This is a genomic window from Flavobacterium sp. LC2016-13 (assembly GCF_009707955.1).
Taxonomy (GTDB): Bacteria; Bacteroidota; Bacteroidia; order Flavobacteriales; family Flavobacteriaceae; genus Flavobacterium.
The window spans coordinates 1-351 of record NZ_WMDQ01000055.1 but is presented as its reverse complement, the minus strand read 5'-3'; the positions used below and the strand labels follow the sequence as shown (position 1 = coordinate 351).

Here is a 351-nt window from a genome sequence, read left to right as displayed (position 1 = left end):
CATGTCAACATTCTCAGAACAAGTTCATATTACTATTGACGAATTTACACAAACCGTTGTGTACTACGATTTAGAGTTATCCCAAAAAATGATGGATCATCATCATTTTTCGTTTGTTTGGCAATATACAGGAAAGGCTGTTATTAAACCTGCAGACCAGGCTGCGGCTCTTCGTAAATACAAAGGAAGAGAAGTTATTTTTACCTTTAAAAGCCTAAACGGCGGCATTAAATTAATGTCTAAAGGAATCATCACCAAACTTAAATCTGTTGATGTAAACGGAAGTCCGGTTGGTTTGCACGTAAAAGGTATAAGTCACACGATTTTACTCGATGACATGAAAAAATCCAG

At 36.2% G+C, this 351-nt stretch carries 1 pseudogene; it reads left to right on the top strand.

The annotated features are described in order from the left end of the window. A pseudogene (locus GKZ86_RS25360) lies at window positions 1–351 on the top strand (type IV secretion protein Rhs); the annotation flags it as partial.